The sequence below is a fragment of the Burkholderia diffusa genome, from assembly GCF_001718315.1.
GTDB classification, from domain to species: domain Bacteria; phylum Pseudomonadota; class Gammaproteobacteria; order Burkholderiales; family Burkholderiaceae; genus Burkholderia; species Burkholderia diffusa_B.
On the sequence record NZ_CP013362.1, the window covers coordinates 36,694 to 61,861 of the forward strand.

The 25,168-nt window shown below is 66.0% G+C and carries 22 protein-coding genes; 3 read left to right on the plus strand and 19 right to left on the minus strand.

Going from position 1 to position 25,168, the window contains the following annotated elements; all coding sequences use genetic code 11:
• Nucleotides 1-5 precede the first annotated feature (5 nt).
• Nucleotides 6-377 (plus strand): hypothetical protein, encoded by a 372-nt coding sequence (locus WI26_RS00155; protein WP_069224940.1) that lies wholly within the window; start codon nucleotides 6-8, stop codon nucleotides 375-377.
• Nucleotides 378-604: 227 nt separating this feature from the next.
• Here the strand turns inward: WI26_RS00155 and WI26_RS00160 are convergent, their stop codons facing one another.
• From WI26_RS00160 to WI26_RS00195, 8 genes are all read right to left on the minus strand, one after another.
• Entirely contained in the window at nucleotides 605-3,640 is a 3,036-nt protein-coding gene (locus WI26_RS00160; protein ID WP_069224941.1) for a type III restriction-modification system endonuclease, read from the minus strand.
• On the minus strand, nucleotides 3,640-5,646 hold the full coding sequence (locus WI26_RS00165) for a site-specific DNA-methyltransferase (protein WP_208604125.1): 2,007 nt from the start codon (nucleotides 5,644-5,646) through the stop codon (nucleotides 3,640-3,642). Before WI26_RS00165 ends, WI26_RS00160 begins: the two co-directional genes overlap by 1 nt.
• Before the next feature lie 328 nt (nucleotides 5,647-5,974).
• On the minus strand, nucleotides 5,975-7,105 hold the full coding sequence (locus WI26_RS00170; RefSeq protein ID WP_059465939.1) for a porin: 1,131 nt from the start codon (nucleotides 7,103-7,105) through the stop codon (nucleotides 5,975-5,977).
• A 249-nt stretch (nucleotides 7,106-7,354) separates the two neighbouring features.
• The gene (locus WI26_RS00175) at nucleotides 7,355-8,032 is read right to left on the minus strand and encodes a response regulator (RefSeq protein ID WP_059465940.1); all 678 of its coding nucleotides are present in this window, start codon (nucleotides 8,030-8,032) and stop codon (nucleotides 7,355-7,357) included.
• A 13-nt stretch (nucleotides 8,033-8,045) separates the two neighbouring features.
• Nucleotides 8,046-9,413 carry a sensor histidine kinase gene (locus tag WI26_RS00180; protein ID WP_059465941.1) on the minus strand — a complete coding sequence of 456 codons (1,368 nt, stop codon included), beginning with the start codon at nucleotides 9,411-9,413 and terminating at the stop codon, nucleotides 8,046-8,048.
• Nucleotides 9,414-9,486: 73 nt separating this feature from the next.
• Complete coding sequence (locus tag WI26_RS00185) at nucleotides 9,487-10,344, minus strand: ABC transporter permease (RefSeq protein WP_155623287.1); 858 nt, start codon at nucleotides 10,342-10,344, stop codon at nucleotides 9,487-9,489.
• A 24-nt stretch (nucleotides 10,345-10,368) separates the two neighbouring features.
• Nucleotides 10,369-11,166, minus strand: a complete 798-nt coding sequence (locus tag WI26_RS00190; RefSeq protein WP_027788757.1) for an ABC transporter ATP-binding protein — start codon at nucleotides 11,164-11,166, stop codon at nucleotides 10,369-10,371.
• A gap of 121 nt (nucleotides 11,167-11,287) precedes the next feature.
• A complete protein-coding gene (locus WI26_RS00195; RefSeq protein WP_059465989.1) occupies nucleotides 11,288-12,292 on the minus strand; it encodes an ABC transporter substrate-binding protein in 1,005 nt (334 codons plus the stop codon).
• 366 nt (nucleotides 12,293-12,658) lie between these two features.
• Here WI26_RS00195 and WI26_RS00200 point away from each other — a divergent pair, with 366 nt between their 5' ends.
• Together WI26_RS00200 and WI26_RS32045 are read left to right on the plus strand one after the other, a co-directional pair.
• Nucleotides 12,659-13,327, plus strand: coding sequence for a response regulator transcription factor (locus WI26_RS00200; protein ID WP_236849286.1), 669 nt, complete (start codon nucleotides 12,659-12,661; stop codon nucleotides 13,325-13,327).
• 411 nt (nucleotides 13,328-13,738) lie between these two features.
• Complete coding sequence (locus WI26_RS32045; RefSeq protein ID WP_155768722.1) at nucleotides 13,739-14,029, plus strand: hypothetical protein; 291 nt, start codon at nucleotides 13,739-13,741, stop codon at nucleotides 14,027-14,029.
• A 397-nt stretch (nucleotides 14,030-14,426) separates the two neighbouring features.
• Here WI26_RS32045 and WI26_RS00205 read toward each other — a convergent pair whose 3' ends face one another.
• The 11 genes from WI26_RS00205 to WI26_RS00255 all read right to left on the minus strand — a co-directional run bounded on the left by WI26_RS00205 (nucleotide 14,427) and on the right by WI26_RS00255 (nucleotide 25,167).
• Nucleotides 14,427-16,574 carry a peptidase domain-containing ABC transporter gene (locus WI26_RS00205; RefSeq protein WP_069224944.1) on the minus strand — a complete coding sequence of 716 codons (2,148 nt, stop codon included), beginning with the start codon at nucleotides 16,572-16,574 and terminating at the stop codon, nucleotides 14,427-14,429.
• Nucleotides 16,575-16,614: 40 nt separating this feature from the next.
• The gene (locus WI26_RS00210; RefSeq protein WP_069224945.1) at nucleotides 16,615-17,874 is read right to left on the minus strand and encodes an HlyD family secretion protein; all 1,260 of its coding nucleotides are present in this window, start codon (nucleotides 17,872-17,874) and stop codon (nucleotides 16,615-16,617) included.
• Nucleotides 17,871-19,226 carry a TolC family outer membrane protein gene (locus tag WI26_RS00215; RefSeq protein ID WP_069224946.1) on the minus strand — a complete coding sequence of 452 codons (1,356 nt, stop codon included), beginning with the start codon at nucleotides 19,224-19,226 and terminating at the stop codon, nucleotides 17,871-17,873. The genes WI26_RS00210 and WI26_RS00215 overlap by 4 nt, the downstream gene beginning before the upstream one ends.
• Before the next feature lie 492 nt (nucleotides 19,227-19,718).
• A complete protein-coding gene (fliR, locus tag WI26_RS00220; RefSeq protein ID WP_069224947.1) occupies nucleotides 19,719-20,501 on the minus strand; it encodes a flagellar biosynthetic protein FliR in 783 nt (260 codons plus the stop codon).
• Between the two features lie 28 nt (nucleotides 20,502-20,529).
• A complete protein-coding gene (gene fliQ / locus WI26_RS00225; RefSeq protein ID WP_006750427.1) occupies nucleotides 20,530-20,802 on the minus strand; it encodes a flagellar biosynthesis protein FliQ in 273 nt (90 codons plus the stop codon).
• A 16-nt stretch (nucleotides 20,803-20,818) separates the two neighbouring features.
• Nucleotides 20,819-21,580: a flagellar type III secretion system pore protein FliP gene (gene fliP, locus WI26_RS00230; RefSeq protein WP_059465943.1), complete on the minus strand. Its 762-nt coding sequence runs from the start codon at nucleotides 21,578-21,580 to the stop codon at nucleotides 20,819-20,821.
• Between the two features lie 36 nt (nucleotides 21,581-21,616).
• Nucleotides 21,617-22,189 (minus strand): flagellar biosynthetic protein FliO, encoded by a 573-nt coding sequence (fliO, locus tag WI26_RS00235; protein ID WP_069224948.1) that lies wholly within the window; start codon nucleotides 22,187-22,189, stop codon nucleotides 21,617-21,619.
• On the minus strand, nucleotides 22,186-22,677 hold the full coding sequence (fliN, locus tag WI26_RS00240) for a flagellar motor switch protein FliN (RefSeq protein ID WP_059465945.1): 492 nt from the start codon (nucleotides 22,675-22,677) through the stop codon (nucleotides 22,186-22,188). The genes fliO and fliN overlap by 4 nt, the downstream gene beginning before the upstream one ends.
• On the minus strand, nucleotides 22,670-23,668 hold the full coding sequence (fliM, locus tag WI26_RS00245) for a flagellar motor switch protein FliM (protein ID WP_059465946.1): 999 nt from the start codon (nucleotides 23,666-23,668) through the stop codon (nucleotides 22,670-22,672). The genes fliN and fliM overlap by 8 nt, the downstream gene beginning before the upstream one ends.
• A gap of 22 nt (nucleotides 23,669-23,690) precedes the next feature.
• The gene (fliL, locus tag WI26_RS00250) at nucleotides 23,691-24,227 is read right to left on the minus strand and encodes a flagellar basal body-associated protein FliL (protein ID WP_059539338.1); all 537 of its coding nucleotides are present in this window, start codon (nucleotides 24,225-24,227) and stop codon (nucleotides 23,691-23,693) included.
• Nucleotides 24,228-24,444: 217 nt separating this feature from the next.
• Nucleotides 24,445-25,167, minus strand: coding sequence for an LrgB family protein (locus WI26_RS00255; RefSeq protein ID WP_059508286.1), 723 nt, complete (start codon nucleotides 25,165-25,167; stop codon nucleotides 24,445-24,447).
• Nucleotide 25,168: the final 1 nt, after the last annotated feature.

Below are 25,168 nucleotides of genomic sequence, written 5' to 3' on the forward strand. Positions count from 1 at the left end.
AAACAATGAAAACGCAACGATATCTGTCCGTACTGGCCGCCGCGCTCCTCGCACTCGGCGCCGTTTCCGCGAACGCAGCAGCCGGCGGTAATGGTGGCGGCAACGGCGGCGGTCATGGCGCGGGCGGAATGGGCGGCAACGCGGGCGGCATGTCCGGCGGCCACATGAGCGGTGAAGCGCTGAGCAACTCGAACAGCATGCACGCGGGCGACCGCGACAAGGGCCTCGCGCGCGCAGCAGATCGCTCCGACACGATCGCCGATCGTGCAGGCACGCAGCCGGGCAACGGTCACCACGGGCACACGCACGGCCATACCGCGCATGCGTCGACGTCCACGCATCACACGCATCGCAACGCATTCGGCCGCACGCTGTAATTGCGGCGTGACGCATGTGGAGGAAGGGCGCTTCGGCGCCCTTTTTTCATGGCGGCGGCGCAACGGAAGTGTCACGCATCGCCATCGCATCGACCCCGATTTGCAACCAGCCGTAACCAGGCGCGCGAGCCCGCGAGAATACGAATCGCTTTCACGCGGATGACAAGCGGGTTCACCGCGGCCGATCGGAGAAATGAAAAAAGGGCGGCTCGTCGCCGCCCTTCGTTTCAGCGTCCCGCGCCGGCCAGCGGCGCGACGGCTGCAACAGGCTCGAACAACGCATCGGCGTGCCTGACGCGCACGAACCGCGCGGCCTCGCTGCCGTCCACCAGTGCCCGGAAATGCGCGTCGCCGCACGCGAGCTTCGCGCGCTCGTGCTCGCTCGCCACGTCGCCGTCGGCATTCGGCGTATCGACGACGAAATAGAGTCGCTCGCCGCCGTCCTGCTCCGCAAGCACCGCCCAGTCCGGGTGATAGCTGCCAAGCGGCGTCGGCACACGGAACCACGCGGGCAGCTTCGCGTAGAGCTTCACGCCGTCGTGCGCTTCGAGTGCGTCGGCGAACGCGCGCTCCGCGTCGGTCTCGCACACGACCGCCTCGTGGATCGACTTCCGCGCATCGGGCCGCAGGTTGCGCAGGTAGCCGGTCAGCGCCTCGCTCTCGAACGACTCGAGCGCATGCACGTGGCGTTCGCCGAGCTTGCGGTAGGCGATGCCCGCCACCAGCGCGAGCCGCTTGCAGCGGTTGATCGCGTCGGCGGCCAGTGCGATGAATTGCTGCGGATTCACACGGAAGTCGTCGAGCCGGCCGCTGTCGGCCAGGATCGTCGCAAGCGAGCGGCGGGTCAGCTGCGTGCGGTCCTGCAGTTCGGTGAGCAGGTCGGGCAGCGGCAGTTCGCCTTCGTCGATCAGCACCGTGCCGGCGCCCGCCACCTCGATCGCCTCAATGCCGGCCTTGCCGATATCGATCTCGGCCTTGCGCCATTGCAGCCGTGCGCGCGCGATGTCCGGCGCGTCGCGCAGCGCGGCCGTGCAATCGCGCACGAGCTTTGCGTTGTCGAACTCGACGCTGTACACGGTGCGATGGCGGATGCGGTCCCACAACGCGCGGAAGTCGTCGCCGAACACGACGGCCTTGCCCGATGCGTCGCGCCGCAACGCGATCGCGCGACGCTCGTCCGCATTGCGCACCGCGAAGCGGCCCGACAGCTTGCGCAGCGTCGCGACGATCGGGGCGCGCAGCGACTCGAACGCCTCCGGCAGCACGAGCGCGCTCTGGCGCAGCGCATCCTTCAGCCGGTCGAGCACCTTGCCCTGCGCATCGACGTAGCCCTGCTCGTGCAGATGCGCCCACAGCACGCGCGACAGCTCGATGCCGAGCGCATGCGCGGGCCCGTTGCCTTCCTGCACCGGCAGCGCCGCGAACTGGTGTTCCTCGACGATTCCGAAGCGGATGCCGGTGTCGGCCTCGATTTCCTTCTGCAGGTTCTCCGCGAATGACTCGTAGCGCTCGGTCGCGATCACGGTGAGCGTGTTCACGCCCGGGTCGCGCACGCGTTCGCCGTCCTGGTCGACGGCCAGGCGCAGCCCGCGGCCGAGCGTCTGGCGGCGCTCGCGTTCGGTCTGGATGTCGCGCAGCGTGCAGATCTGGAATACGTTCGGGTTGTCCCAGCCTTCCTTGAGCGCCGAGTGCGAGAAGATGAACTTCAGCGGCGTGTCGAACGACAGCAGCGCTTCCTTCTCGCGCATGATGAGCCCGTACGCACGCTCCGCGTTCTCGCGCGCGGCGGCGCTGCTTTCGCTCGTGTCGGTCCAGCCGCCCTTGCGATCGATCGAGAAGTAGCCGTTGTGCGCGCGCTCGACTTCGAGCGCGACGTCGACGCCGTCGAACAGCGCACGGTAGGCCGGCACGCGCGCCGCGCGCGCATATTCCTCTTCGAAGATCAGCGCGTAGTCGCCCTTCACGGGCATCCCGTTCTCGTCGTAGCGCCGATAGCGCTCGACCGAGTCGACGAAGAACAGCGACAGCACCTTCACGCCGCGCTCGGCCAGACGCAATTCCTTGTCGAGATGCTCGCGGATCGTGCGGCGGATCATCTCGCGCTGCACGGCGAGCGTGTCGATGTCGCCGAACGCTTCTCCGAGCGACAGGAACGCCTCGCCTTCCGGATGGCGCAGCTCGACGTATTCGGCGCCCTTCACCGCATGCACCTCGCCGATTCGCAGCCCCGCATACAGCGCGCGCCGGGTCAGGCGTTCAAGATCGTCTCCGTCGGTCGCCGACACGATCTGGCGCTTCACGCCGGCCGCGGTAGCGACGTCGAGCTCGATGCGCGCGCTGATCGCGCCGCGCCGGTTCGACACGCCGACGAGCCGCACGTACGGCTTGTTGTGCGCATCCTCGACGATCGCCGACGCGATCTCGATCTGCTTGACGAGCTTGCGCTCGTACGCGTCGACCGCATCGAGCCGGTACACCATGTGATGCCGGTCGACGTGCGTCGCCGAGTAGCGCAGCGTGCAGAGCGGCGCCATCGCGGCGAGCGCTTCGCGCCCGCGCCCCTCGAGCCCGCCGTCGACGCTTTGCGGCTCGTCGACGATCACGATCGGCCGCGTCGCGCGGATCAGGTCGATCGGCTTCTCGCCGCCGGTCTTCTCGCTGTCCTTGTAGAGGTTGTTGATTTCTTTCTTGTTGATCGCGGCGACCGTCATCACCATGATCTGGATCGCCGCGCTCGCCGCGAAGTGGCGCACCTGGCCGAGCTTCGCGGAGTCGTACAGGAAGTAGTCGTAAGGCACGCCCGCGTACAGCGCGCGGAAATGATCCTCGGTGATCGAGAGCGTCTTGTGCACGCCTTCCTTGATCGCGATCGACGGCACGACGATCACGAACTTCGTGAAGCCGTAGCGGCGGTTCAGCTCGAAGATCGTGCGCAGGTACACGTAGGTCTTGCCGGTGCCGGTCTCCATCTCGACGGTGAAGTCGCGCGAGCCGGGCAGGCCGGACGGCGGCAGCCCGCCGCGCAGCTGCACGTCGGCGAGATTGCGCGCGAGCGCGTCGTCGGTCAGCGACAGCCGGTTGCCCACGCCTTGCTCCGACACCGCGAAGCCGAGCGAGCCTTGCGCCGCGGCCGTCGTGCCGGGCGCGGCGTTCGCGAGTACGCTGAAGTCGCCGCGATACGATTCCTGGCCGCGAAACAGGTCGCAGACGGCGTCGATCGCCTCGCGCTGGTAGTCGAGATCCGCTTCGAAATGCAGCCGCATCACAGGCTCCGCACGCGCTTCACGCCATGCTGTTCGAGCAGCGCGGCGAGATTGAGCTTCGCGACGTCGTCGACGAAGCCGCTGTCGCGGAACAGGCACGTGACGTCGCGCGTCGCGCCGCTCGCGTCGAGCAGGTCGACGATGCCGTCGGCGAGCGGGCCCGCGTCGTCGCGCGCAATGCGCGCATCGAAGCACGCGACGATCGAGCGGCCGATCAGGTGCACGGTCTTGCCCGCGACCGCGTGATGCTCGACCGGCGTGCACAGGTCGAGGCCGAGCTTGAGCGTCAGCTCGGCGAGCAGGTCGTCCTCGCTGCGACCGGTCTTCACGTGCTCGACGGATGCGAAGAGCGCGTGGTCGAAGTCATCGCGGCGCGGATCCCATTCGATCACGTTGGTCGTGTCGAGCCGGTACACGCGGAAGCCCAGATCACCATAGCTTTCCGGATAGTCGCGCGCGACCTGCTGCGCGGCGCGGCGCAGCCGTTCCTTCGTGATTTCCGCGAGCGTGAGCGGCTTCTTCAGCTTCGCGCAGAAATCGGCGGCCGCCAGCTGCGTCTTGTCGCGGCGGTCGAGCGCCTCGGGCAGCTGCACGAGGATGTAGCGGCGCGCGCCGCCGTCGGTCGCGTTCACCTGCATCACCGCGTGCCCGGTCGAGCCCGAGCCGGCGAAGCAGTCGAGCACGATGTCGTCGCCGCGCGTGCACCAGCCGATCACGGCCGCCGCGAAATCGACCGGCTTCGGCTGGTCGAACGGGATGCCGAGCGTCTTCAGCAACGCGTCGTCGGAGCCCGCGAACGGCAGCACCGACGGCACGTTCTCGTACATGTTCTCGTCGAGGTAATAGATCCGCTGCGGCTGCGTGGTTTCATCCGGGCCGAACTCGATCTGGCCGCGCTCGATCAGCGCCTGCATCGTCGCGGGCGGGTTGCGCCAGCCGCGCGCAGGCATCGCGCACGGCTTGCCGGTGACCGGGTGAATCAGCGGCGTGAAATATTCTTCCGGCGCCTTCTTCTTGTTCGGCCATGCCATCGACACGAGGCGGTACACGCGCCCGTCGGCCGACAGCCGGTCGTACATCACCTCGCCGCCCGACAGGTTGGTCTGCGCCTTCATCCAGGCGCGGTAGGCCTTTTGCGCATCCTTCGCGTTGCCGCTGCGGTACACCGCGTCGTGCGCGGCGTCCAGCATGCGCTGCGCGTTGCGCTTCGGGCGCTTCAGCGGCGCTTGCTCGAGCAGCGTCTCGGCGTTGCGCGCGAACAGCACCAGCGATTCGTGCTGGTACGCGACGCCGCGCGCATCGCCCTTCGGGTTGCGCTTGTCCCACACGGCGACGCCGAGCTCGTTCTCCTCGCCGAAGATCTCGCGCAGCATCAGCACGAGCGCATGCACTTCGTGCTCGTCGATGTGCACGGCGATCAACCCTTCATCGGACAGCAGCGCGTGCGCGAGCTTCAGGCGCGGATACATCATGTTCAGCCAGTCCGTATGGAACCGGCCGTTCGCCTCGGTGTTGGTGCTGCGCTTCACGCCGCCTTCGGTCTGGCCCGTCATCGCCAGGTAGTGGCGGATGCTGTCGCTGAAGTCGTCCGGATAGACGAAATCGCTGCCGGTGTTGTACGGCGGGTCGATGTAGACGAGCTTCACCTTGCCCGCGTAGCTCTTGTGCAGCAGCTTCATCACGTCGAGGTTGTCGCCCTCGATCACGAGATGGCGCGTGTCGTCCCACGCGACGCTGTCGCCGGGGCACGGACGCAGCGTGCCCGTCGACGGCGTGAGCGCGGCCTGGCGCGCGCTGCGCTTGCCGTGCCAGTGGAAGCCGTAGCGCTCGTCGGCGGCGCCGACGGTGCGCTCGCCGACCAGCGCCTTCAGCACGTCGACGTCGACCGACGCGCCGTCCGGGCCTTCGGTCACGAGTTCGGGGAACAGCGCCTTCAGGCGCGCGACGTTGTCGGTGGTGAAATCCGTCGACATCGCCTGCGGGCTCGCCGCATCGAGTTTCTGCATCGTTTTTTCCATCGGAGCCCGGCCGCGTGCGCCAGGACGTCGGGCGCACTCGCGGCACCGGCGGCAATGGCCGCCCGGGCAAACCCGAAACGCTAGCGAGTCGGTCGGCGCTGGTCAAGCACCGATGTGAGGCGATCGTGCGCGCATCGGCCGCGAAACGCCCGTCCGACGGGCTGCGAGCGGCTTCGGACCGGGGTGTCGCGGCGCCGGGGCGCATGGCGCTTCCAATACGACGAAAAAAAGGGCACGTTCAGCGCAATGCGCCGGCGTGCCCGCATGGAGAATCCCGAACGAGGACGACGGGGCGCGACGCGCCCCGGCCGTGGGGTCAGAAGCGCGTGCGGATGCCCGAGGTCAGTTCGAGCTGGTTCTTCGCGCCGAACGTCGACGACACCGTGTAGCCGCCATGCAGCTTCATGTAGTCGCCGGCCAGGTACAGCTCGGTGCGCTTGCTCAGGTGATAGAACACCGACCCGTAGATCGTTTCCTTGAAGCCGTTGCCGACGCCGTTCGTCAGGCTGAACGCGCCGAGGTTCGCGTTCGGCACGAAGCCGTCCGCGTTGTACGCGGCGTTCTTGACGCGCATCTGCTGGTAGCCGAGCTCGTAGTCGAGCGCGCCCTTCGGCGCGATCTTCATCGATACCGTCCACGAATCGTCGTGGCGCTGGCCGAGCGAACCCTGATCGCCGTTGTAGCGGAAGTAGCCTGCGTTCAGCCGCACGATGCTGAACGCGTAGTTGCCGCCGACGGAGAACGTCTGGTTCGTGAAGCCGCCGTGATTCACGTGGTTGTAGAAGCCCGACACGGCGAACGGCCCGCCGTTGTAGCCGAGCGCGACCTGGTACGCGGAGCCGGTCGCGAACGCGGTGGAGTTGCTGAACTGGTAGCCGGCGCTCGCGAAGATGCCGTTGCTGAACAGCTTTTTCCACGCGAGGCCGTTGTTGTAACGCGTGCCGGTCGGGCCGGCCGCGTAGAAGATCATCTGCTTGAAGTTGTTCGAGTTGGTCCAGCCGCCTTCCTCGGTCGTGAGCTTCGCGGAGCCGTACGCGTCGCCGTAGATCGCCGATGCGTCGCGCGCAATGGTGTTCTGGAAGCCGGCCGTCAGCTTGCCGAAGCGCTCGTCCTCGACGCCGACCCACGCATCGCGGTCGAAGATCTGGCCGTCGTCTTCCATCTGGCCGTTCGCGACCACGTATTCGCTTTCGAGGCGGAAGATGATCTTCGTGCCGCCGCCGATGTCCTCGGCGCCTCGCAGGCCCCAGCGGCTGCCGCTGAACCACGGCTCGCCTTCGTTGCCCATGCCGATCACGTGGTTGCCGTTCGCGTCGGCGTGGGTCCGGTAGGTCGGAAAGCTCAGGTCCATCAGGCCGTAGAGCTGCACGCTCGACTGCGCATGCGCCTGGGTGCCGGCGCACAGGCCTGCCGCCGCGATGGAAAGGGCAAGGGTTTTTCGTTTCAAGATTGTCTCCTCCGAGCTGCCGCATTGAAATCTATTCGTTGGCAGTACGTAATGTATGCCGGCTGTTGCCGGCCACAGCGAGGAGGCCGACGTGTAGCATCGTAGAGGGTGCAATCCTTCACGCCGCTTTCCCGGAGGAAAGAATCGGATCGGTGAAAACACCGAACGCGCAACAATCACGAATCAGGCAGGCGGGACGCGGGTTGCCGAGACGTTACGTCCTACGAATCGATGCCGGAGGCGAGCCCGTCAGTCCTGCGCGTTCTTTTCGCGCAGGATGTAGCCGAGCCCGCGCAGCGTGATGATCTCGGCCGTGCTGCCCGCGAGATGCTTGCGCAGCCGGTGGATGTAGATGTCGATCGCATCCGCGCTCGGTTCGTCGTCGAGCGCGAACACGCTGTCCATCAGCCGCGCCTTCGACACCGTCTTGTTCTGCTGCAGCATCAGCGTTTCGAGAATCGCATGCTCGCGGCGGCGCAGCGCGAGCACGGCGTTGCCGCAACGGAATTCGCGCGTGCCGAACGCGTAGACGAGATCGCCGCATACGAGCTGCGTCGTGCCCACACCGGCCTGCCGGCGGATCAGTGCGCGGATTCGCGCGACCAGTTCGCGCGATTCGAACGGCTTGACCACGTAGTCGTCGGCGCCCGCGCCGAAGCAGTCGACCTTGTCGTCGACCGAGCCGTGAGCGGTCAGCATCAGCACCGGCACGTTGTCGTTGCGGCGCCGCAATCGCGCGAGCACTTCCTTGCCGCTGATGCCGGGCAGCCGCATGTCGAGCAGCACCGCGTCGTAGCGTTCGGTCTTCAGCACCGTGTCCGCGCGCTCGCCGTCGCCGACGCAGTCGACCGCGAAATCCTCGCCGCGCAGCAGGTTCACGATCCAGTGCGCGAGTTCGGCGTTGTCTTCGACCAGCAGGAGTTTCATGGGTGACTTCTCTTCAAGCGTAGGCGGGCAGCCGCACGGTCACGACGATACCGCGATTGCCGGGCCCCGGCGCGAGCGACGCGCTGCCGCCGTGCGCCTGCGCGATCTCGCGCACGATCGCGAGGCCGAGGCCCGAGCCTTCGGTGTCGGCCGACACGCGGTAGAACCGCTTGAACACGTGCGGCCGCGCTTCGGCCGGAATGCCGGGGCCGTTATCGACCACGTCGAGCACGACCGCGTCGCCGTCGCGCCGCGCGGCGACCGTCACGCAGCCGCCCGGCTGCGTATAGCGCACCGCGTTGTCGACGAGGTTCATCACAAGCGCAGTCAGCAGGCTGTCGCTGCCCGCGACGTCGAGCCGTTCGCCGAGATCGGCGCCGAGGTCGATGTCGCGCCGCTGCGCGAGCACGATCGTTTCCTCCAGCACGCTCGATACGACGGCGGCCAGATCGACGCGATGCGTGAGCAGTGTCGATGGCGTCGCTTCTGCGTGCGCGAGCAGCAGCAGCTTGTCCGTCACGTCGGCCATCTTGCGGCTGCTGCGCTGCATGCTGTCGAGCACCGACGCGAGTTCCGCATCGTTGTGCTCGCGCTGCTGCGCGTACTGGATCTGCGTGTCGAGGACGGCGATCGGGGTGCGCAGCTGATGCGCGGCGTCGGCGATGAAGCGGCGCTGCGTGGCCGTGTGCGTATTGAGCCGCGCGATGCACTGGTTGATCGCGTCGACGATCGGCCGCAACTCGTGCTGGAGCCGCTCCGGGCGGATCGGCTCCAGCTCCATCGGCCCTCGGTCGGCAACGTCGTCCTTCAGCTTCATCAACGGGCGCAGCTCGAGTGTGAGGCCGAGATAGACCAGCACGACTGCCAGCACCAGCATCAGCGACAGGCGCACGAGCTGCGGGCGCCAGATTGTCGCGACCATCGCGTCGTACGAGCGCGTCGTCTTCGCGACGACCACCGTGACCGTCTCGATCTGCCCTTCGTCGTACAGCTGGCGATCGTAAGCGGCCGCGCGCAGCCGCACGCCGTCGAGCGACGTGTCATACAGCGTCGGCTCGACGTCGTGCCGCTCGGGCAGCGCGAGCGCCGGGTTGCCGGCGAGCAGCCGGTCGTGGCCGTCGATCACCTTGTAGAACACCGAGTCGCGCGACGGCGATTCGAAGATCTCGAGCGCGGCTGGCGGCACGTCGGCAGCCGGCCGCCCGTTGCGCCATTCGACGTCCTCGCCGATCGTGCGCGCGGAAGCCACGAGCGCGCTGTCCTGCACGAGCCCGGCCGTGCGCCGCGCGGTGTCGTACGACATCGCGCCCGCGATCAGCACGAAAGCCGCGAGCGGCAGCAGCAGCCACCACAAGAGCCGCCCGCGCAGGCTGTGCGCCATTCCTTCTCCTCAATGCCGAACCGCGCCGGGGCCACCGGCGCGGTTCGGGTGTGTCGTCCGATGCGTGCGCAGCTCAGAACGCGGCGGGGCGCCACTTGAGCAAGCGCTTCTCGAGCCAGGTCAGCAGGTAGTCGGCGGCCAGCGCGACCACGGCCAGCACGATCATCGCCGCGAACACGCCGCTTGCGTTGAACGCGCCCTGGGCGGTGGAGATTAGCAGGCCGATGCCCTGCTTGGAACCCAGGAATTCGCCGACGACCGCGCCGACCAGCGCGAAGCCGAAGCTCACGTGCAGGCTCGCGAGAATCCACGACAGCGCGGACGGGATCACGACCGACGTGGTGATTTGCCGGCGCGACGCGCCGAGGATCTGCGCGTTCGCGATCAGGTAGCGGTCGGCCTCGCGCACACCCTGGAAAGCGTTGCCGAACACGACGAAGAACACCATCACGACGGCCAGCGCGATCTTCGACGCCATCCCGAGGCCGAGCGCGATCACGAACACCGAGCCGAGCACGACGCGCGGAATCGAGTTCGCGATCTGGATGTACAGGCCGAACACGTCGGCCATCAACTTGTTGCGGCCGAGCACGATCCCGCAGATCACGCCGGCGACCGAGCCGATCAGGAATCCGATCGTGGTCTCCTCGAGCGTCACCCACACCTGCGTGAGCAGCGGCCCCTGCGACGTGCCGTTGACGAACCAGTCCTGGATCTGCGCGAAGATCAGCGTCGGCTGCGAGAAGAAGAACGGATCGATCCATTTGAGCCGCGCGGCGAGTTCCCACCCGCCGAGCACGACGACGAGCACGGCGATCCGCAGGCCGATGATCAGTTGCCGGCGACGGCGCAGCCGGGTTTGAGCGGCGCGCGACTCGTCCTCGAGCGACGTTGCCGGAATGGCGGTGGGGGGAAGCGTCATGTCGGTCATGCTCCTGTCCTGTCCTTGCTGCTGTCAGCCGATCTGCACTTCTTCGCGCAGGTCGTGCCAGATGTCCTTGGAAATTTCGATGAAGCGCGTGTCGTAGCGAATCTCCGACGTGACGCGCGGGCGCGGCAGGTCGATCTCGTACACGCGCTTGAGCGTCGCGGGGCGCGCGGTCAGCACGAACACGCGGTCCGCGAGCGCGATCGCCTCCTCGAGATCGTGCGTGACGAACACGACCGAGCCCTTGTTCGCGGACCACAACTGCAGCAGCTCGTCCTGCATCAGCGTGCGCGTCTGCATGTCGAGCGCGGAGAACGGCTCGTCCATCAGCAGGATTTCCGGCTGGTTGATGAAGGTCTGCGCGAGCGCGACGCGCTTGCGCATCCCGCCGGAGAGCTGGTGCGGGTAGTGCTTCGTGAACTTGTCGAGACCGACCTTGCGGATCCATTCCTCGGCCTGCGCATACGCGACATCCTTCGAGCGGCCGCGAAACAGCGGGCCCGCCGCGACGTTGTCGATCACGTTGCGCCACGGGAACACGGCGTCGGCCTGGAACACGAAGCCGATGCGCGGGTCGATCCCGTCGACCGGGCGGCCCATCACGCGCACCTCGCCCGACGCCGGCTTCAGCAGGCCGGTGATCAGGTTCAGCGTCGTCGACTTGCCGCAGCCGGTCGGCCCGACGATCGCGATGAACTCGCCGCGTGCGACGCTCATGCTGAAGTCGCGCAACGCGACGGTGGCCTTGCCTTCCGGCGAAATGAAGCGGCACGACACATTGCGAAACTCGATCGCCGGTGTGCTCGGGGAAACTGCCTGGTTCATCGCATTCGTCCTGCGGGTGAGGAGGGCGCCGCATCGTGGCGACGCCGGGCCGGTCAGCCGGGCCGGAACGGGGAACGCGCGGCGGCGGGATCGCCGCCGCCGGCGCCTGTACCGATATCGATTACTTCGCGTTCACGAAATCGTTGGTGTAGGTGCGCGCCAGGTCGATGTGCTTGCCCTTCACCGACGGGTTGAACGCCGACAACACCTTCAGCACGGTCGCTGGGCCGTCGGCCGGCATCTTCGCGTCGGCCGTGTACATCGGCAGCGACGCCTTCAGCGCGGACACGTACAGCGCCTTGTCCTTCTGGTAGTCGGCCGGCATCTTCGCGGCGATCTCCTCCGCGCTGTGCGTGTGGATGAACTGCATCGTCTTCGCGAACGCATGCGCGAGCTTGGTGGCTTCCGCCTTGTGCGAATCGGCCCATGCCGACTGCACGTACAGGCTCGCGGCCGGATAGGTCCCGCCGAGCGCGGCGCGCGTGCCGTCGACGGTGCGCATGTCGACCAGCACCTTCGCGTCGCCCATCTTCTCGAGCGCGGACACCGTCGGCTCGGTCGTCATCCCGGCGTCGATGCGGCCCTGCTTGATCGCGGCGATGAAGCTCGCGTCGGCGCCGACCGGCAGCATCGTGTATTGCGTCGACGGCACGCCATGCTGCAGCGCGAGATATTGCGTGAGGAAGCTCGTCGACGAGCCGAGGCCGGTCACGCCGAGCGTCTTGCCTTTCGCGTCGGCCATCGACTTGAAGGTGGGGGCGGCCTTGGTCGACACCATCTCGACCTCGCCCGGCACCTGGCCGAACACGGCAATGGCCTTCACTTCCTTGCCCTTGCTCTGCAGGTCGATCGTATGGTCGTAGAAGCCGACGACACCCTGCACGGCGCCCGCCAGCAGCTCGTTCTCGGCGTCGACGCCGGCCGGCTGCGACAGCAGTTCGACATCGAGCCCCTCCGCCTTGAAGTAGCCGAGCTCCTGCGTGAGCCGCGCGGGCAGATAGATCAGCTTGGCGATCCCGCCGACCATGATCGTGACCTTGCCGCCGTCGTCGGCGAAGGCGGGGTGAGCGGCGAGCGCGCAGCTCAGGCTGGCTGCAACGGCGAGGGTGCGCAGGATGGGTCGCATCGGGGTCGTCTCCTTCGTTGTATTCGTATGGCGCGATGCTTGCTGCATCGTCCTGACGAGTATAGGGAGACGAAACCTTCCGCAACCTTTCGCGGTCCGGCGATTCGGTTAGGGGTTTTCCACGAATCCGGCGCGAATGCTCGAAGAGCGCTGCGCAAGGCGGTTTGCGCAGCGGGTCGGCGTGGCAACAGGCCTATCTATGCTGATTTCTCGGAATTACGCTTTGGCGAGCACAAAGAGAATCATCCATTGCGCCCAGACCAACAGCGGCAGCATGGCATCACGACAAAGGTGCTGGTCGACCGGGACGCACCGCGTAGCGCACCGTGCCGACTGTGATTTCTGGTTGTCGGTTCGCCTTCTGACGTGATATTTCATTTCGACGATCCAATGAGACCAACCACCATCGCCATTGCCGACGACCATCCGTTGGTAATCGAAATGTTGAAGCGCCTGCCGCAATGGAAGCCGGATTTCTTCATCTCTCAGTGCTGCAATAGCGGGGAGGAGTTGATCGACGCATTGACGCGCTCCCCGGTCGATCTCGTCGTCGTTGACTATTCGATGAATCGCGACGAGAAATCGATCGACGGTCTGAGGTTGCTGCGCAAGCTGCGCGACGTCGCGCCGAGTGCGCAATGCGTGATGCTGACCGCACAAAAAAATCCGAGCATCTTCGCGGCTGCGCTGCGCCTGGGTGTGAAAGCCGTCGCCAGCAAGGAAGACGGGATCGACGAGATCGTGCATGCGTGCCGACATGTGCGAGCCAGTCGAACGCGATATTTTTCGCCGACGGTCCGCGCGATCGTTGCACAGTCAGGCGCGAACGGCCGCGATGCACTTCCAACGTTGACGCAGAAGGAGCTTGACGTCGTGCGCCTGTTCGCGCAGGGCTACTCGTTCGCAACCATTGCGAAGATGCTCGGTCGCTCAGTCAGCACCGTCTCGACGCAGAAATACACGGCGATGAAAAAGCTGCAGGCCGATACGAATATCAACTTGATCCGCTACGCGTACGAAAGCGGGCTGATTTGACGCGGTGCACTGGCGCGCTGTCGGCAAGTAGCCGTGAAACTCGTCGGGTCCTTTATGCCGGCGATTAGCCACCTTCTCATGTGGCAAGCAGTGCCAGCTGGCCGTCAGTCGAATGACAATCAAGTTTCTGCAGAAATGGATATTTTGCGATGCCCGAATTTGGATTGAGTGAGTACGCTTCATATCCGGCGTGTCCGTTTAAGAAACTGCCGACAAACATTACGAGAGGTGGGTCATGATTTTTGTCGCGAGAATAATCAACGCAATTCTCTCGATTGTCGCGATTAATTTTATAAATATGAAGTTCACGATCCTGCCGGCGGGAACGGCATCTACGCTATTGGCCACAGCGATAGGTGTCACATTAAGTGAGTCGTTCTTTTATATTTTTAACCGAAGGAGATGACAAAATTGGCATATTCTGTCCATAGCAAGGAAATGATGCTTGTCTGCAATGTGTTCGATACCAACGATACTTTCGGCAATATTCGCATTCTGTCCGACGAGGAGCGATTGCTGATCGCAGGCGCCGGCAACCCTTGGGGAGCAGTAGTTGGTGGTCTACAAGGCTCGGTAGTCGGTGGGATCGGCGGCGCCGTTACAGGGCCAATGCTCGGTGTCCCTTGGGCTGTAAACGGCCTCGCGGGTATGGCGACGGGCGCTATCCAAGGTGCATTCGCCGGGTGGTCTAGCCCGCGCTAATAAAGCATTAGCTGAGAACCGGCTCCCGGACGCATCGAAATAGCTTGCGTCCGGGAGCCGCCATACGATACCGCGCGTCTATTCGGTTCTGGCCGGTTGGGGACGCACGCTCCTTTCCGCGACGTTGCCGCCACACTACGGGAGTGCGGGTACGGACATCCCCTCGCCAGCCGTCGACATGCAGCCGATACAGCCCGTCATACGTCGGCGACCGTCCCTCCCGCCCCCTCCCCTAATCGGAACCACACCAAGCAGGCGCACCCTGCGCACCGCCGTGATTTCCACCGGGCTCGCTACGCGTGGCGCGGCGGGATGGCCAACAGCAATCCGTCTCATAGCAATTGGCAACATGCAACTTCATGGGAAATGCAAGCGTACGAATTGACGTGTCGCAATGCTATGCGGGCTGCGTCGGGAACAAGGCATCGATATCCAGTTCGAGTGTGCGGCCGTATGCAATTTCGATTACGCGATCTGCGCTCCGGATCGTCTCCGGCCGGTGCGCGATGATGATGCGCGTGATGTTCATGCGACGCACCGCGTCGTTGATCAGGGATTCGCGATCGGTGTCGAGATGACTCGTCGCCTCGTCGAGCACGAGGATCGCGGGCCGGCGGTAGAACGCGCGGGCGAGCAGCACGCGTTGGCGCTGCCCGCCCGACAGCGACGATCCCATGTCACCGACGAGGCTTCGGTAGCCCATCGGCATCGCGGCGATGTCATCGTGAATCTGCGCGTGCCGCGCTGCCTCCTCGATTCGCGCGTCGTCGGGTTGTGGATCGAAGAAGCCGATGTTGTCCGCGATCGACCCGGCGAACAGGATGTCGTCCTGCATCACACAACCGATTTGGTCGCGATATGGATGCAGCCCGAGCTTACGGATGTCGATACCATCGACATGCACGCTGCCATGTTCGGGTGTCAGCAGGCCTAGCAGCAGCTTCACCAGCGTCGTCTTGCCATGGCCCGACGGACCGACGAGCGCAACCGACTCGCCGGGCGCAATCGAAAACGAGCAGCCGTCGAGTACCCACGGCTCCGTTTCCCCATAACGGAACCGCAAGTCGTGTACCTCGATCGCGGGCAGTGTCGCACCGCTCACATCCGTCGAGCGAGTGACCTTCGCCTCCATGTCGTCCTCGATGTCGGTGAGCACGATGTCAGCGAGACGCTCACCGTGCAGGCGCAGCATTCTGAAATCGATCAGCGTTCCGATCAGCCCGGCGCCGCGAGCCGTGAACTGGTCGGCAAAACTGATGAACGCGACCAGCATCCCGGCCGAGAACTGCCCGTCGAGCACCTGCTTGGCCGCCAGCCAGACGAGCACCACGCGGCCCGCACCGGAAATCACGCCATGCAACGTCGAGAAGCCGATCGACAGCCGCTCGATCGCGATGTGTCGATTGGTGGTCTTGACTGCCGCGTTCACATAGGTGGCGACGCGCGCTTCTTGTTTGTTCGCGAGCTTGATCGCCTGCACGCCGCGGATCGATTCGAGCAGGTTTGTCTGCGCGCGCGCCGCATGGACGATCTGTTCCTCGTTCGCCTGCCGGAACGGCCGGTACGCGATCCACCGAATCGCGCCGTACACGGTAAATAGGCCGAGCGTGAGCCACGTGAGCACCGGGCTGTAGACGAACAGCACGGCAAGCGTTGCGATCGCCATCACGCCGTCGAGCAGCGCGCCGATGAACTGCGTGGTCAGCGTCGCCTGGATCGTATTGATTGCGCTGAATCGTGACACGACGTCGCCGATGTGGCGCTGCTCGAAATATGCCATTGGCAGCCGGAGCAGGTGCGCGCAGACATTGGCAGTCCACTGCACCCCGAGCAGGCTTGAGAACCACGTCACCACCCATGAGCGCAACGCTGACACCGCGTTCTGGAATAGCACGACAAGAAGGAAACCGATGCCGAGCAGCGTCAGCAGATCCGCATCGGCCGACACCAATACTTGATCCATCACCCACTGCATGTAGAACGGCGTGACGATGCCGAAAGCTTCCAGTGCCGCGGATAGCAGTAGCACCTGGGCGAACGTTGCACGGATGCCGGTGACGTTGCCGACCAGCTTGGTCATGGAGATCGCTTCGCGCGCCCGGGTGCGCTCGAACGACGGCGACGGCATCAGCTCCAGCGCGACCCCCGTAAAGTGTTTGGAGACTTCAGCGAGCGGCAGGTCTCGACGCCCGCGCGCCGGATCGTGGATCGTGATCCGGCCGCGCGACACCGACTTCAACACGACGAAGTGATTCATGTCCCAGTGCAGAATGCATGGGCGGTGCAGCTTGCCCAGTTCGCCGAGTTCGAGCCGCAACGCACGCGAAGCAAGGCCGAGCCGGGACGCGATCAGCATCACGTCGTTGAGGGTCGCCCCCTTCAGCGACGGGTTGAAGCGTCGGCGCAGGCTGGCGAGATCGACGTCGTGGCCGAAATGGCTCGCGACCATCCCGACGCAAGCGAGCCCGCACTCGGCGGTCTGCGTCTGCAGGATTACCGGCAAGCGGCGGCAACACCCGAATTGCAGTGCATCGATCCATTTCATGATTGAACGGGCTCCGTGACGAATACGTTGAGGGCGCACATCAGGTCGACACGCGGTGGCCGAGCGCGTACAGCGGCTCAAGCACCCACTCGATTAGCCGGCGCCGGTCGATCAGCACGTCGGCCTCGAGCGCCATACCTGGCCGCAGCGCCTCGTGCTTGCCGTACGCGACGATGTCCTGGCGATCGAGTGCGACGACTACGCGGTATAGCTGCTCCGGCACGTTAGTGTGACCGGTGAGATTGGCGACTTCCTGCGGCGACAGCGCGGTACGCGACACCTCGGTCACGCGACCGAACTGCTGGCCGAATTTCTGGAACGGGTACGCTTCGTAGCGCAGCACCACGCGCGCGCCGGCGCGCACGAAGCCGATCGCACGGCTCGGCACCATCAGTTGTGCCTCGAGCGGCGCACCTTGCGGCAACAGCGATACCGCCGACTGGCCTGCGTTTACGATCTGCCCGGGCTTCGCGAGCAGTGCGGCGACGACGCTCGGCTGCGGTGCGCGCAAAATGACCGTGCGACGCGCTTCGTTCTCGGCTATCGACAGATCGACAGCCGCGAGCTTGCGGTGAATGTCGTTCTGCTGGTTTCGGGTGGTCAGAGGCAGCTCACGTAACTGCTGGCGGGTCTGGTCGAGTTGCTGGCTGACATCGAGGCGCTGGCGGGCAAGCTCATGCAGGCGCGCCTGTGCGTCGAGCAGCACGCCTTCCTGCTGCTCGACCTGGCTATTCGACGCATAGCCCAGTTCTCGCATCGACTGCAGCTTGTCGAGCTGGAGTTGCGCGAGTTGGAGCTGGCGCAGCCGCTGCGTTTTCTGCCGCTCGATCTGTATAAGCTGGTCGTCGAGTGCTGCCGCACGCGTCCTCAGGCCGCGCTGCGCTTCGCCGCTCAATTGCGACTGGCTAGCCAGATCGGTCTCCAGGCGAGAGCGCTGAAACCGCAATTGCCGGGTGACTGTTTCACGTGTGCCGCCCAGCTCGGTCGCCACTTCGGCCGAGATCGCAAGCAGTTCGGCACCGGCCGCCACCATCTGTCCTTCGCGGACCCGCGTGCCGACCACTGTGCCCGTCAACGGCGGTGCCACCGTCAGCAGCCCCGCCGCCGGCAACAGCTGGCCCGTCACGTGCTCGCGTTTCGTGTAACTGCCGAACACGAAAAACGCGACGACCGCCAGCGTCAACGCAGTCGCGACACCGATCATCAGCCAGCGCCAGGGCGGCGAATACAGGCTGACGGTACCCATCAGCTTGTGACGGGTCGCGTCGAGCGCTTCTTGGCGAAACAAGGAATTGGTCATGATGCGCTGCCTGCGGGAGGCGCTGTGCCGTCAGCGCGGCAGCCGATGCTGGCTACGTCATCGTCGCTGAGCGTGCCGAGCGCGGCGGACAGTTGCAGGCGCGCCCGCAGGTAGCGGTAGCGGACGTCGGCGAGATCGCGGATCGCTTCGAAATAGTGCTGCTGAGCATTCAGTTCGTCGATCTGCGTGCGTAGTCCAACTTCGCGCCCGAGGCGGGTCGATTTCACCTTGCTGCCGGCCGATGCGAGCACGCGTTCCTGCGCGCGGATCAGCGCGACGCCGTTGGTGATACCGAGATAGGCCGCACGGGCACGCTCGCGGGACTTGCGGCGCGCGTCTTCGAGCGCGTCGCGTGCGTGATCGCGTCGGCGGTTGGCTTCGCGGCTCGCCGACAGCGGGCCGCCGCCGGCGAACAGCGGAATCGTGACCGTCACGCCGATGATGGACGAACGGGTTTTTGACGTCGTGCCGAACAAAGTGTCGATCCCGTTCTGGTGGGCGCCCCGGCTCCAGTTCGTGCCGTAGCTCGCCTGCAGGTTCACGACCGGCAGGTGCGCGCCAATCGCGGCGACGATGTCGGCCTGTGATCGGTCGAGTTGCTTGCCCGCGATCCGCACGTCGACGTTGTCGTGGGCTGCGTCGTCCATCGCGGTCGCGAGATCGACCGGGGCGCCCCGAGGCGGGCAGTGCCACGAGATGGGCGACAGCTCTGCCGCCGTCAACCCGGTAATGCGCTGCAGCGTGCCGCTCGCGATCGCCAGATCGGCTTGCGCGCTTACTGTATGCGCCAGCGCTTTGTCGAGATTCGCGCGCGCTTCGTCGACGTCAGTCCGCGTGCCGTCGCCGATCCTCAGCGCGGTGTCTGCTTGGTCGAGTTGCTTATGGAACGCCTGCTGCGCGGCTTCGGCGGCGTGCAGCACTTCGCGGCCGAACAGGACGTCGAAATAGGCGTTGGCGACATCGATGATCAGGGATTGCGACGCCTTTTCGTACTCGATGTCGGCCTGGTCGGCAAGCGTGCGGCCGCGCTTGAAATCGGCAACGCGGGACAGATCAAGCAGCGGCTGCGTGATGGTTGCGGAAGCGCTGTGACGGCGAACGGCAGCAGCATACGCCGCGGTGGGCTGGTCCTGCTTCGTGTAGCCGCCATTGAGCTCGACCCGCGGCAGCAGCCCCGCGATACCTTGCCAGCGCTTCTCGCGGCCGGCGAGCTGCGCGTTGCGCGCCGCGCCGATGCCCGCATCGAACCGCCGCGCCGCGTTCACCGCGTCGAGTAGATCGGCGGCATGCGCCGGCCATACGGCGCCGAGCCAGCCGAGAATGGTCACCAGCCGAAAGGATCGTGTCAACATTATCTGCGTGTGCGGGGCGCTACCGGTCTGTCGGTCCACGGAACCGGGGGGAAGTTATGCCGCAAAGCAGAGGATTATTCAGTAGTACATGACGGAACGATATCGTCGTTCGTCCAATTTCCGGCCGGTGCCTGCACGATCACGAATCATGGAATGCGACGGAGCACTGAGCGGAAATGGTGACACGCGGCGCAAAGCACGGGTATGCGCGTTCCTGCGAAGAGGAATGCCCAGGAAATCAGGTGAGAACAAGATGCCGTCACCAGTAACGGATCGCTCGGGTGAGAAGCGTCGTAAGTTGCGACAGGGGCGCCACCGACCATGCCGCCCGCAACACGGTCGCGCGTATCCCCGTCGATGCGAACGCATCATTCCCGGGTCAATCAGTAAATTCGTCGCCAAACGCGCCGGCTGGAAAGCCCCTGAATCCACACGAAACTCTGATGACTCGGCCGACGCGGCGCCTGTCGTTCGCGAGGAACGACCCGCTTGTCACCGCCAGCCGAGCAGCACCCTCCCCATCGCATCGACCCCCATGTCGAACAGATGCGACACGAACGGCACGAGGTTCGGGATCATCAGTTGCACGAGCAACAGCCCGACCAGCATCGTGACGGGAAAACCAATCTGGAAGATGCCGATCTGCGGCGCCGCGCGGTTCAGGATCCCGAGCGCGAGGTTCGCGATCAGGAGCGCCGCGACCACCGGCAACGCGAGCAGCAGCCCCATCTCGAACACGGTCGCGCCGAATGCAGCTAGCGTGCGCCAGCCCGGCGCGTGCAGCAAATCGGCCGAGACCGGCAGCGACTGGAACGACGCGGCCAGCGCCGCGAATACCTGCAGGTGGCCATCCACCGCAAGGAACGCGAGCATCGCGATCGCGTTCAGGAAACGACCCATCGCCGGCGTCGCGCCGTTCGAATGCGGATCGAAGAAGGTTGCGAAACCGAGCCCCATCGACAGGCCGATGAAGTCGCCAGCCGCCTCGACGGCCGCGAACACGATCTGCATCGTGAAGCCCATCGCCACGCCGATCAGGAACTGCGTGACGACAATCCAGATGCCCTGCGCGGAGAACACGGTGACGCCCGGCATCGCGCCGAGCGTCGGCGCGACGACCAGCGCCATGAACGCTGCGATGGCGATCTTCACGCGCACGGGCACCGCCGCGTGGCCGACCACGGGCGCCGTCGCGACGAGCGCGAGCATCCGCACGAACGGCCACAGAAAAGCCGTCAGCCAGCCGTTGAGCTGCGCGTAGGTAACCGAGAACATCGCGGCGGGACGGAGCCTGGCGTGCCGCTCAGCCGGCGCCGAGCGTCGCGACGTGCAGCAGCGTCTGCCGCAGGTAGTCGAGCATCGTCGTCAGCATCCACGGCCCGGCGATCACGAGCGTCGCAGCCACCGCGAGCAGCTTGGGGATGAACGACAGCGTCGATTCGTTGATCTGCGTCGCGGCCTGGAACAGGCTCACGACGAGGCCGACCGCGAGCGCGACCAGCAGCAGCGGGGCGGCCAGCAGCAGGCCGACCATCATCGCCTGGTGCGCCAGCGTCATCACTTGTTCGGGCGTCATCGCGCGTTTCCTCCGCTTACGTGAAGCTCTGCGCGAGCGAGCCGATCAGGAGCTGCCAGCCGTCGACCAGCACGAAGAGCATCAGCTTGAACGGCAGCGACACGGTGGACGGCGACACCATCATCATCCCCATCGACATCAGCACGCTCGCGACGACCATGTCGATGATCAGGAACGGGATGAAGATCGTGAAGCCGATCTGGAAACCGGTCTTCAGCTCGCTCGTGACGAACGCGGGGACCAGCAACGACAGCGGCACGTCTTCCGGGCCCTGCATCGGCGCGGCCTTCGAGATCTTCGCGAACAGCGCGAGATCGGTCTCGCGGGTCTGCTTCAGCATGAAGCTCTTGAACGGCGCGACGCCGCGCTGCACGGCCTGCTCCATCGGCATCGCGCCGTCGGAGAACGGCTTGTAGCCGTCGGCATACGCGCGGTCCAGCACCGGCGACATCACGAAGAAGGTGAGGAACATCGCGAGGCCGACCAGCACCTGGTTCGGCGGCGTCGTCGCAGTGCCGAGCGCCTGGCGCAGCAGCGACAGCACGATGATGATGCGCGTGAAGCTCGTCATCATCAGCAGCATCGCCGGCAGGAACGACAGCATCGTGAGCAGCAGCATCGTCTGCACGCTCAGCGAATAGGTGGTGCCGCCGTTCGGGCCCGGGCTCGTGTTGAACGCGGGCAGGCCGGCCGCCTGCGCGCATGCGAGCGCGGGGGCGAGGCCGAGGATCAGCACGGGCGCGAAGCGCGCCGCGTGACGCAGGAATTCGTGTTTCATCGTGAGGCGAATACGGGAAGAAGGCGCGGCGCCATGTCAACGGTCCTTGCCGCGCCCGAAGCGCTTCGCGGCTTCTTCCGCGAGCGCATCGCGAAACCGCGCGCCGAACGTGCCGGGCTGGCCGCCGTCGCCCGCTGCGGCTGCGGCGGGTGCATCGGCCGAAGCCGGCGCCGTCGTCGTGATCGCCGCCGAGCCGGCCGGCAGCGTGTGCAGCAGCCGCACGTTGCCCGGCGCGACGCCGAGCACGAGCCAGGTATCGCCGATCTCGACGATCGTCGCACTTTCCTTCGCGCCGAGCCCGACGCTCGACACGACCTTCAGCGGGCCGCCGCGCCGCACGGGCTGGAATCCGAAGCGGCGCGCAAGCCACGCGCAGCCGAACACGAGGCCGATCACGACCGCGAGCCCGACGAGCGTCTGCAGCACCGCGCCGACGCCGAGCGACGGCACGGCCGAGCCGACCGCCACGCTCGATGCGATGGCGCCGGCGTTGTTCACCGCGTTCATGTCGGCGGCGACGGCCGGCGCGCAGGCGAATGACGCGGCGGCGGCCAGCGCCGCCACGCTGAGCAATAGGCGCGCGTCGCGGCCGGACTTCACACCGTTCACCGATTCAGCTTCCGGATGCGTTCGGCCGGCGTGATGATGTCGGTCAGCCGGATGCCGAACTTGTCGTTGACGACCACGACCTCGCCCTGCGCGATCAGGCAGCCGTTCACGAGCACGTCCATCGGCTCGCCGGCGAGGCCGTCGAGCTCGACGACCGAACCCTGCGCGAGCTGCAGCAGGTTGCGGATCGCGATCTTCGTGCGGCCCAGTTCCACGGTCATCTTGACCGGGATGTCGAGAATCATCTCGATGTCGTTGTGCGTCGAGCTGGCCGCGGCCTTCGACAGCGGCTGGAACACGCCGGCGCCGGTCGCGCCCGCCTGCACGGGCTGCTGGTTCTGTTCGGCGAGCGCGGCAGCCCAGTCGTCCAGGCCCGATTCCTCTTCCGCTGCGGCGGGGGCCGCCGGCACGGCCGCGGCCGATTCCGCGAGCGCTGCGTCGGCGAGCGCCTGCGGGTCGAGTTCGGGCGTCGGGTTCAGCTCACTCATATCCACCTTCCTTCATCGTGTCGCCCGCGCTGATCATCTTCTGCACGCGCAACGCATATTGACCATTGAAAATGCCGTAGCCGCATTCCATCACCGGCACGCCGTCGACCTTCGCGGTGATCGTGTCCTCTATCTCCAGCGGCAGCACGTCGCCCGCACGCAGGTTCAGGATCTTCTCGAAGGTCGACGGGATCTCGGCGAGATCCGCGCTCAGCTCGACCTCGGCCGACTGCACCTGCTGCGACAGCACGCGCACCCAGCGGCGATCGACCTCGAGCGCCTCGCCCTGGATCGGCGACGCGAGCACGTCGCGGATCGGTTCGACCATCGAGTACGGCATGCAGATGTGCAGCGTGCCGCCCGTCGGCCCGAACTCGATCGAGAACTGCGTGACGATCACGATCTCGTTCGGCGTCGCGACGTTCGCGAACTGCGTGTGCATCTCCGAGCGCACGAATTCGAACTGCAGCGGCCGCACGCTCTTCCACGCGGTCGTGTAGTGCTCGAACACCAGGTTCAGCAGCTTGCCGATGATCCGCTGCTCGGTGGCCGTGAAATCGCGGCCCTCGACGCGCGTGTGAAAGCGCCCGTCGCCGCCGAACAGGTTGTCGACGACGAAGAACACGAGGTTCGGGTCGAACACGAACAGCGACGTGCCGCGCAGCGGCTTCACGTGCACCAGGTTCAGGTTCGTCGGGATCGGCAGGTTGCGGGTGAACTCGCTGTACTTCTGCACCTTCACCTGGCTCACGGAGATTTCCGCCGTGCGCCGCATGAAATTGAAGATGCCGATCCGCAAGAGGCGCGCGAAGCGGTCGTTGATGATCTCGAGGCCGGGCATCCGGCCGCGGACGATCCGCTCCTGCGTCGCGATGTTGTAGGGGCGGACGCCCGACGTGTCGCGCTGCTCGTCGACCGAATCGGTTTCGCCCGTGACGCCCTTGAGGAGGGCGTCGACCTCCTCCTGGGACATGAACTCCTGGTGGCCCATGCGCGCTCCTTGTCCGGCCGCGTTACTGGACGACGAATTCGGTGAACAGCACGTCGTCGACCTTCGCGCGCTGGTTGCCCGGCTGAGTCGGCTGTTCGATCAGCTCTCGCAGTTCCGTGGCGAGCGAACGCTTGCCGTCCGGCGTCGCCAGATCCTCGGGATGCTTGTTCGACAGCGCGAGCAGGATCCGGCTGCGGATCTCCGGCATGCGCGCGGTCAGCTGCTCCTGCGCCTTCGGGTCGGTGAGCTTCAGCGACAGGCCGACGCGCAGGTAGTGCTGCATGCCGTCGTCCGACTGCAGGTTCACGGTCAGCGGGTCGAGCGGGAAGAACACCGGCGCGGCAAGCGGCGCGGGTTCGACCGGCGCGCTCGCATGGCCGACGCCTGCCTTGCTCAGGAACACGTACATGCCGCCCGCGGCGGCGGCGGCCGCGCCCAGCGCGATGACGGCGATGAGCGCGATGCGCTTGAACTTGCCGGGCGAAGCCGGCTTGTCGGCGGTCGGGTTTGCAGTCGTGGAGGCCATGTGAATGCGTGCGTGATGTCTCGTAGCATGCATTGTTCGGCATCCGGGCCGAGCCCGATGGGCGGAAAAGAGGGGGGAATTGCGGCTATCTCAGCCGATTGTCGGCCGGGTGTCGGCTCGATGCAGGGAAGGATCGCGACGGAATCCGGCCGCAGCGGGCGCGCCCGGCGGACATCGGGGCGCCGCGGCAAGGGCCCGGACGGCGGGAAGCCGCCGGAAGGGGCGGAGGCGGCAGCCTCCGCGTACAGTGTCAGATCGGCAACAGCGACAGCAACGGCGCGATCAGCACCATCGCGACGCCCGCGATCATCATCGTGAGGCTCGACACAACGCCTTCCTCGCTACCGATCTCGCGCGCCTTCGCGGTGCCCACGCCGTGGGCGGCCGCGCCGAACAGCGCGCCGCGCGCGAGCCGCGTTCGCATCGGCACCAGCGCGAGCACGATTTCGCCGAGCAGCATCCCGCAGATGCCCGTCGCGATCACGAAGAGGGCGGTGAGGTCCTTCGGTGCATGGATCTTGTCGGACACGGCGAGCGCGAACGGAGTCGAGACCGAGCGCGTCATCAGCGAGCGCTGCAGCTCGGGCGACAGGTGCAGCAGCTTCGCGAGCAGCAGCGAACCGCACACGCCCGCGCCGATCCCGACCGCGACGCCGACCGACAGCGACAGCCAGTGGCGGCGGATCAGATCGCGGTACTCGTAGATCGGCACCGCGAACGCGATCGTTGCCGGGCCGAGCAGCCACATCAGCCAGCGCGTGTCGCGGAAGTAGACCGAATACGGGATGCCGGTCAGCAGGACCAGCAGCACGAGCACCCCGGGCACGAACACGAGCGGCGAGAACAGCAGCGTCTTCCTGTATGCGTAGAGCCGCTTCGACGCGAAATACAGGGCGACCGTCAGCACGAAGCAGCCGACGGAGATCGCGGTATTCACGTGGTCGGCGGACAGGTTCGACAGCAGCGCAGGCATC

Bases quoted from the DNA above. Each gene is read 5' to 3' on its own strand.
- WI26_RS00155 (WP_069224940.1), top strand. From the start codon at position 6: ATGAAAACGCAACGATATCTGTCCGTACTGGCCGCCGCGCTCCTCGCA.
- WI26_RS00160 (WP_069224941.1), bottom strand. From the start codon at position 3,640: ATGCGGCTGCATTTCGAAGCGGATCTCGACTACCAGCGCGAGGCGATC.
- WI26_RS00165 (WP_208604125.1), bottom strand. From the start codon at position 5,646: ATGCAGAAACTCGATGCGGCGAGCCCGCAGGCGATGTCGACGGATTTC.
- WI26_RS00175 (WP_059465940.1), bottom strand. From the start codon at position 8,032: ATGAAACTCCTGCTGGTCGAAGACAACGCCGAACTCGCGCACTGGATC.
- WI26_RS00180 (WP_059465941.1), bottom strand. From the start codon at position 9,413: ATGGCGCACAGCCTGCGCGGGCGGCTCTTGTGGTGGCTGCTGCTGCCG.
- WI26_RS00185 (WP_155623287.1), bottom strand. From the start codon at position 10,344: ATGACCGACATGACGCTTCCCCCCACCGCCATTCCGGCAACGTCGCTC.
- WI26_RS00190 (WP_027788757.1), bottom strand. From the start codon at position 11,166: ATGAACCAGGCAGTTTCCCCGAGCACACCGGCGATCGAGTTTCGCAAT.
- WI26_RS00195 (WP_059465989.1), bottom strand. From the start codon at position 12,292: ATGCGACCCATCCTGCGCACCCTCGCCGTTGCAGCCAGCCTGAGCTGC.
- WI26_RS00205 (WP_069224944.1), bottom strand. From the start codon at position 16,574: ATGAAATGGATCGATGCACTGCAATTCGGGTGTTGCCGCCGCTTGCCG.
- WI26_RS00210 (WP_069224945.1), bottom strand. From the start codon at position 17,874: ATGACCAATTCCTTGTTTCGCCAAGAAGCGCTCGACGCGACCCGTCAC.
- WI26_RS00215 (WP_069224946.1), bottom strand. From the start codon at position 19,226: ATGTTGACACGATCCTTTCGGCTGGTGACCATTCTCGGCTGGCTCGGC.
- fliR (WP_069224947.1), bottom strand. From the start codon at position 20,501: ATGTTCTCGGTTACCTACGCGCAGCTCAACGGCTGGCTGACGGCTTTT.
- fliQ (WP_006750427.1), bottom strand. From the start codon at position 20,802: ATGACGCCCGAACAAGTGATGACGCTGGCGCACCAGGCGATGATGGTC.
- fliP (WP_059465943.1), bottom strand. From the start codon at position 21,580: ATGAAACACGAATTCCTGCGTCACGCGGCGCGCTTCGCGCCCGTGCTG.
- fliN (WP_059465945.1), bottom strand. From the start codon at position 22,677: ATGAGTGAGCTGAACCCGACGCCCGAACTCGACCCGCAGGCGCTCGCC.
- fliM (WP_059465946.1), bottom strand. From the start codon at position 23,668: ATGGGCCACCAGGAGTTCATGTCCCAGGAGGAGGTCGACGCCCTCCTC.
- fliL (WP_059539338.1), bottom strand. From the start codon at position 24,227: ATGCATGCTACGAGACATCACGCACGCATTCACATGGCCTCCACGACT.
- WI26_RS00255 (WP_059508286.1), bottom strand. From the start codon at position 25,167: ATGCCTGCGCTGCTGTCGAACCTGTCCGCCGACCACGTGAATACCGCG.